Annotated in this window: 6 protein-coding genes; 4 read left to right on the forward strand and 2 right to left on the reverse strand. The window is 71.9% G+C overall.

Translation table 11 applies throughout. The annotated features are described in order from the left end of the window. The first annotated feature begins 198 nt into the window (after window positions 1-198). Genes OQ789_RS04615 through OQ789_RS04625 form a run of 3 tightly spaced genes read left to right on the forward strand, consistent with a single transcriptional unit; the run spans window position 199 to window position 3,248 of the window. The gene (locus tag OQ789_RS04615) at window positions 199-837 is read left to right on the forward strand and encodes a cutinase family protein (RefSeq protein WP_324683866.1); all 639 of its coding nucleotides are present in this window, start codon (window positions 199-201) and stop codon (window positions 835-837) included. Between the two features lie 45 nt (window positions 838-882). Beyond that, complete coding sequence (locus OQ789_RS04620) at window positions 883-2,073, forward strand: M20 family metallopeptidase (protein ID WP_324683815.1); 1,191 nt, start codon at window positions 883-885, stop codon at window positions 2,071-2,073. After that, window positions 2,070-3,248, forward strand: a complete 1,179-nt coding sequence (locus OQ789_RS04625) for a M20 family metallopeptidase (protein WP_324683816.1) — start codon at window positions 2,070-2,072, stop codon at window positions 3,246-3,248. Before OQ789_RS04620 ends, OQ789_RS04625 begins: the two co-directional genes overlap by 4 nt. Here OQ789_RS04625 and OQ789_RS04630 read toward each other — a convergent pair. Together OQ789_RS04630 and OQ789_RS04635 are read right to left on the reverse strand one after the other, a co-directional pair. Continuing rightward, window positions 3,245-4,066 carry an alpha/beta hydrolase gene (locus tag OQ789_RS04630; protein WP_324683867.1) on the reverse strand — a complete coding sequence of 274 codons (822 nt, stop codon included), beginning with the start codon at window positions 4,064-4,066 and terminating at the stop codon, window positions 3,245-3,247. The two genes, OQ789_RS04625 and OQ789_RS04630, sit on opposite strands and share 4 nt — an antisense overlap. A gap of 99 nt (window positions 4,067-4,165) precedes the next feature. Beyond that, window positions 4,166-4,645: a gamma-glutamylcyclotransferase gene (locus OQ789_RS04635; protein WP_324683818.1), complete on the reverse strand. Its 480-nt coding sequence runs from the start codon at window positions 4,643-4,645 to the stop codon at window positions 4,166-4,168. Window positions 4,646-4,728: 83 nt separating this feature from the next. Here OQ789_RS04635 and OQ789_RS04640 point away from each other — a divergent pair, with 83 nt between their 5' ends. After that, window positions 4,729-6,144, forward strand: coding sequence for an NAD(P)H-quinone dehydrogenase (locus OQ789_RS04640; protein WP_324683819.1), 1,416 nt, complete (start codon window positions 4,729-4,731; stop codon window positions 6,142-6,144). Window positions 6,145-6,276 lie beyond the last annotated feature (132 nt).

A 6,276-nucleotide genomic window follows, 5' to 3' on the forward strand; every position in this document is an offset into this window, starting at 1 on the left:
GAGCGCCGACAGCGCGCGAGTGAGGAGCCGGGTGGTTGAGCCTAGCCCGGTGACGGCGAGCGCCGACAGCGCGCGAGTGAGGAGCCGGGCGATCGAACCTAGCCGCGGATACCGGGCCCTGGCCGTGCGGCGGTGTCCACGGCGTATGCCAGGATTTGCCCTATGAATCTTCGTCGATGGCCGGTGGTCGGCCCGGTCATGGGAGTAGCCGTCGCTGTTGTGCTTTCGGTGGTTTCGATCGCCGTCGGGCCGGCACCCTCGGCCAAAGCGGACTGCCCGGACGTGCAACTCATCTTCGCGCGCGGCACCGCCGAGCCGCCCGGCCTGGGGGCGGTGGGCGACGCGCTGTTCGGCGCGCTGCAGCCCGCGCTGGGTTCGCGCAGCGTCGACTCCTACGCGGTGAACTATCCGGCCAGCTACAACTTTCTGACCACCGCCGACGGCGCCAACGACGCGCGCAACCACATCGCGCAGATGGTCGACCAGTGCCCGGCGACGCGGCTGGTGCTGGGCGGCTTCTCGCAGGGCGCCGCCGCGGTCTCCATGCTCGCGGGGGTGCCGCCGGTCGGGCAGCGCATCGGCAACCTGGGATCGGCTCCCGCGCTGGATCCCGGGCTGGCCGGCAAGATCGCGGCGGTCGCAGTGTTCGGCAACCCGGGCAACCGCTTCAACACGCCACTGTCGTCGACGGGTGCCTTCGCCGGCCGCGCCATCGACCTGTGCAGCCCGGGCGATCCGGTCTGCGTGGTCGGCGGCCGCGACCGCGACGCCCACCACGACTACTCCGTACCGCCCTACCCCGGTCAGGCGGCGGGATTCGTCGCCGGGCTGGTGTAGCCGGCGGACGTTGGCCCGGCTGCCATACTGCGAGATACTGCGAGAGTGCCCACAACCCCGTTAGACAACGTTGAAGATGTCGTGCGGCGGCGTGGTCCCGACCTTGTCGAGTTGTCCCACGACATCCATCGCGAGCCGGAGCTGGCCTTCGCCGAGCATCGCAGCTGCGCCAAGGCGCAGGCCCTGGTCGCCGAGCGCGGCTTCGAGATCACCGCGGCCGCCGGCGGGCTGGACACCGCCTTTCGCGCCGACTTCGGCAGCGGCCCGCTGACAATCGGGATCTGCGCCGAGTACGACGCGCTGCCCGAGATCGGGCACGCCTGCGGCCACAACATCATCGCGGCGTCGGCGGTGGGCACCGCGCTGGCGCTGGCCGAGGTGGCCGACGACCTGGGCCTGCGGGTGTCGCTGCTGGGGACGCCGGCCGAGGAGGCCGGTGGCGGCAAGGCGCTGCTGCTGCGCGCCGGGGTGTTCGACGACATCGCCGTGGCGGTCATGCTCCACCCCGGCCCGGCCGACATCGCCGCGGCCCGCTCGCTGGCCCTGTCGGAGGCGACGGTGAGCTACCGCGGCAAGGAATCCCACGCGGCCGTCGCACCGCACCTGGGCATCAACGCCGTCGACGCCGTCACCGTCGCCCAGGTGGCCATCGGGGTGCTGCGCCAGCAACTGGCACCCGGTCAGCTGGTGCACGGGATCGTCACCGACGGCGGGCAGGCGGTCAACGTCATCCCCGGGCACGCGGCGCTGCAGTACGCGATGCGGGCGGCCGAGTCGGACTCGCTGCGCGAGCTGGAGGGCAGGATGTACGCCTGCTTCGCGGCGGGCGCGCTGGCCACCGGCTGCGAATACGAGATCGACAACCCCGCGCCCCCGTACGACGAACTGAAGCCCGACGAGTGGCTGGCCGACATCTTCCGTGCCGAGATGTGCCGGCTCGGCCGCGAACCGGTGGCCCGCGAGTACGAGGCGGCGCTGCCGATGGGCAGCACCGACATGGGCAACGTGACGCACGCGCTGCCGGGAATCCACCCGATCGTCGGGGTCGACGCCGGCGGCGCCACGGTGCACCAGCGCGCGTTCGCCGACGCCGCCGCGGGCCCCAGCGCCGACCGCGCGGTGGTCGAGGGCGCGATCATGCTGGCCCGCACGGTGGTTGCGCTGGCCCAGACGCCCGGCCAGCGCGACCGGGTGATGGACGCGCGGGAGCGCAGACGCGCCGGAGCGCGATCATGAGTCTGGCCGCCGCCGCCGATTCCTGGCTGGCCACCCATCACGACGACCTGGTCGAGTGGCGCCGCCACATCCACCGCTATCCCGAGCTGGGCCGCCAGGAGTACGCCACCACCCAGTTCGTTGCCGAGCGGCTGGCCGGGGCCGGGCTCAACCCGAAGGTGCTGCCCGGCGGAACCGGACTTGTCTGCGACATCGGCCCCGAGCACGAGCCCAGGATCGCACTGCGCGCCGACATGGACGCCCTGCCGATGGCCGAACTCACCGGCGTCCCGTATGCCTCCACCATGCCGGGCGTGGCGCACGCCTGCGGTCACGACGCGCACACCGCGATCCTGCTGGGCACCGCCTTGGTGTTGGCGTCGGTGCCCGAGTTGCCGGTCGGGGTGCGGCTGATCTTTCAGGCAGCCGAGGAGTTGATGCCGGGCGGGGCGATCGATGCCATCGCGGCCGGCGCCGTCACCGGGGTGTCGCGGATCTTCGCCCTGCACTGCGACCCCCGGCTGGAGGTCGGCAAGGTCGCGGTCCGACACGGCCCCATCACGTCGGCGGCCGACCAGATCGAGATCACGCTGTATTCGCCCGGCGGGCACACGTCGCGTCCGCACCTGACCGCCGACCTGGTGTACGGGCTGGGCACGCTGATCACCGGCCTGCCCGGGGTGTTGTCGCGGCGCATCGACCCGCGGAACGGCACCGTGCTGGTCTGGGGTGCGGTCAACGCCGGGGTGGCCGCCAACGCCATCCCGCAGACGGGCGTGCTGGCGGGCACCGTGCGCACCGCGAGCCGGCAGAGCTGGGCGGGCATGGAGGAGATCATCCGCGAGACGGTGTCCGGGTTGCTGGCGCCGCTGGCCATCGAGCACACGCTGCTCTACCGGCGCGGGGTGCCGCCGGTGGTCAACGAGGACGTCTCGACGCGTATCCTCACCCACGCGATCGAGGAGATCGGGCCCGACGCGCTGGCCGACACCCGTCAGTCCGGGGGCGGCGAGGACTTCTCCTGGTACCTGGAGGAGGTCCCGGGCGCGATGGCGCGGCTGGGGGTGTGGCCGGGCGTGGGGCCTGCGCTGGACCTGCACCAGCCGACGTTCAACCTCGACGAGCGCGCCCTGCCGATCGGCGTCCGCGTGCTGACCAACATCGTCGAGCAGGCCCCCGCGTTCGAAGAGTCCTAGCCGCCGGTGGCGCGGACCACGTGTCCGGCGATATGGGCATACATCGTCCGCGTGACGTCGGCGGCCCCGCTCATGATGTTGTAGCCGTGGTCGACGCCGGCCACGTCGTAGTACTCCGCCAACGCCGCGACGGCGCTGAGCTTGTCCGCATACCTGCGGGCTTCCTCGCGCAGCCGATCGTGTTCGGCCGTCACGATCAGCGCGGGCGCGATGCCGGCGAGGTCGTCGGTGTTGCCACCCCAGGCGGGCGAGGCCAGGCGGTCGCGCCGCCGCGCCCGGTCGGGTATGTAGGCGGTGTCGAAGACCTCGCTCATCCAGGGCTTCAGGAGCGCCCGGCGGCCGATGGTCGACGACTTCTCGCGGCCGGGTGTGACCAGGTCCAGGGGCGGGTAGTGCAGCACCTGCAGCGCGATGTCGGGGCCGCCGTTTTCCAGCGCGAGCCGCGCGGCGGCGGCGCTGAGGTTGCCGCCCGCGCTCTGGCCGCCGACGCACAGCCGGGTGCCGTCCCAGTCGCGGTCGGGGTGGGCGGCCCAGCACACCACGTCATAGACCTGATGCACCGCGGCCGGAAAGCGGTGCCGCGGCGCCAGCACGTAGTCCGGGTTGATCACCACCACGCCCGCGTTCGCCGCCAGGTAGCGGCACCACGGATCGTCCTGCTCGGGGTGTCCGATCACGAACCCGCCGCCGTGCACATTGACGTAGACGGGAGGCGGGTTCGTCGCCGCCGGCGGGTGGTAGACCGTCGCGGACACCGGGCCGTGGCGGGTAGCGATGGTGACCTCGGTGGTCCGGCCGGCGATCTCCGGGAAGCGCACGGCGGCCCTGGGGGCGGCGCTGACCGCGGCGGCGAACACGCGCGCCAGCCCGTCGGCGACCAGCGGCACGGACAGGATCGACAGCGGATGTTCCTTTGCTCAGGCGCCGGTTCCCGGCCCGATGTTGCTGGCCGGCCGAGTGCGCAGCCAATGCACGTAATCGCTTGGCGCCCCGGCGATTTCGGCGGCGTCGGCCATGACGCCAAGATATCGGGCCGAGGGCACTCCGCCTTCCCAGGCGTCCAACACGTACAGCCACGCCAGCACCGGGTCGGTGTCGGTGTCCGACGAGATGCGCTCCACCCGGCACCGGATCTTCTTGTGGACGCCGAACTCCGAGCCTTCCCAGCGGTCCAGGTTGTTCTCGTCAGCCGGCGTCATGTCGTAGAGGACGACGAACACCTTCGAACCCGGCTCCTCGACCACGCTGGCCAGCGCGCCCTCCCAGCCGATGTCCTCGCCGCCGAAGGTCAATCGCCACCCGTGCAGCCAGCCGGTCCCGGCCATCGGCGAATGGGGTGCGCGTTTCTGCATCTGCTCGGGGTCCATGTTCGACCCGTACGCGGCGTAGAGCGGCACGGGGAAAGCTTAGACGTCCGATGCGGGCGGGTCTTCCCCCTGAGCATTCGCGGGGTCCCCGCCGCTTCGTTAGGTTGGGGGCTGTGGTGACCCGCATCGTGATCCTCGGCGGAGGCCCGGCCGGTTACGAAGCCGCCCTGGTGGCGGCGACCTCGCACCCCGACACCACCCGGGTCACGGTGATCGACTCCGAGGGCATCGGCGGGGCGGCGGTCCTGGATGACTGCGTGCCGTCTAAGACGTTCATCGCCTCCACCTGGTTGCGCACCGAACTGCGCCGGGCGCCGCGGCTCGGCTTCGAGATCGACATCGACGACGCCAAGATCTCGCTGCCGCAGATCCACGCCCGGGTCAAGCGATTGGCCACAGAGCAGTCCGCCGACATCGGCGAACAGCTGCTCGGCGTAGGTGTGCAGGTGGTGGCCGGCCGCGGCGAGCTGATCGATCCCACGCCCGGGCTGGCCTGCCACCGCATCAAGGCGACTGCCACCGACGGCACCACCAGCGAATACGAGGCTGACGTCGTGTTGATCGCCACGGGCGCCAGCCCGCGGGTGCTGCCGTCGGCGCCGCCCGACGGCGAGCGGATCCTCACCTGGCGCCAGCTTTATGACCTCAAGGCGCTGCCCGAGCACCTGATCGTGGTCGGGTCCGGGGTCACCGGCGCCGAATTCGTGCACGCCTACACCGAATTGGGTGTCCCCGTCACGGTGGTGGCGAGCAGGGACCGGGTGCTGCCCTACGAAGACGCCGACGCCGCCCTGGTGCTGGAGGAGGCGTTCTCCGAGCGGGGCGTGCGGCTGGTCAAGAACGCCCGCGCGCAATCCGTCACCCGGGTGGGCGACGGCGTGCTGGTCACCCTGGCCGACGGGCGCACGGTCGAGGGCAGCCACGCCCTGATGACCATCGGGTCGGTTCCCAACACCGACGGTCTGGGCCTGGACCGGGTCGGCATCGAGCTGGGTCGCGGCGGCTACCTGACCGTGGACCGGGTGTCGCGGACCTCGGTCGCCGGCATCTATGCCGCCGGCGACTGCACCGGCCTGTTGCCGCTGGCCTCGGTGGCCGCCATGCAGGGCCGGATCGCGATGTATCACGCGCTGGGCGAGGGCGTCAGCCCGATCCGGCTGCGCACCGTGGCGGCGACGGTGTTCACCAGGCCCGAGATCGCCGCCGTCGGGGTACCTCAGACGATGATCGACGACGGTTCGGTGCCGGCCCGCACGGTCATGCTGCCGCTGCGGACCAACGCGCGGGCCAAGATGTCGGGGCTGCGCCAGGGCTTCGTGAAGCTGTTCTGCCGGCAGGCCACCGGGGTGGTGATCGGCGGCGTGGTGGTGGCCCCCATCGCCTCCGAGTTGATCCTGCCGATCGCCGTGGCCGTGACGAACCGGATCACCGTCAACGAATTGGCGCAGACGCTAGCGGTCTACCCGTCCCTGTCCGGCTCGATCACCGAGGCCGCGCGGCGGCTGATGGCGCACGACGACCTGGATTAGCGGCGATCGCGAGCGCGGCGTAGCCGGGCGCAGCGGGTCGCCGCCATCGGACTCGGGCGATCGCGAGCGCGGCGTAGCCGGGCGCAGCGGGTCGCCGCCATCGGACTCGGGCGATCGCGAGCGCGGCGTAGC

The sequence above is a fragment of the Mycobacterium sp. 94-17 genome (assembly GCF_035617725.1).
GTDB lineage: Bacteria > Actinomycetota > Actinomycetes > Mycobacteriales > Mycobacteriaceae > Mycobacterium.

Coding starts and splice junctions, on each gene's coding strand:
- OQ789_RS04615 (WP_324683866.1), top strand. CDS start 199: ATGGGAGTAGCCGTCGCTGTTGTGCTTTCGGTGGTTTCGATCGCCGTC.
- OQ789_RS04625 (WP_324683816.1), top strand. CDS start 2,070: ATGAGTCTGGCCGCCGCCGCCGATTCCTGGCTGGCCACCCATCACGAC.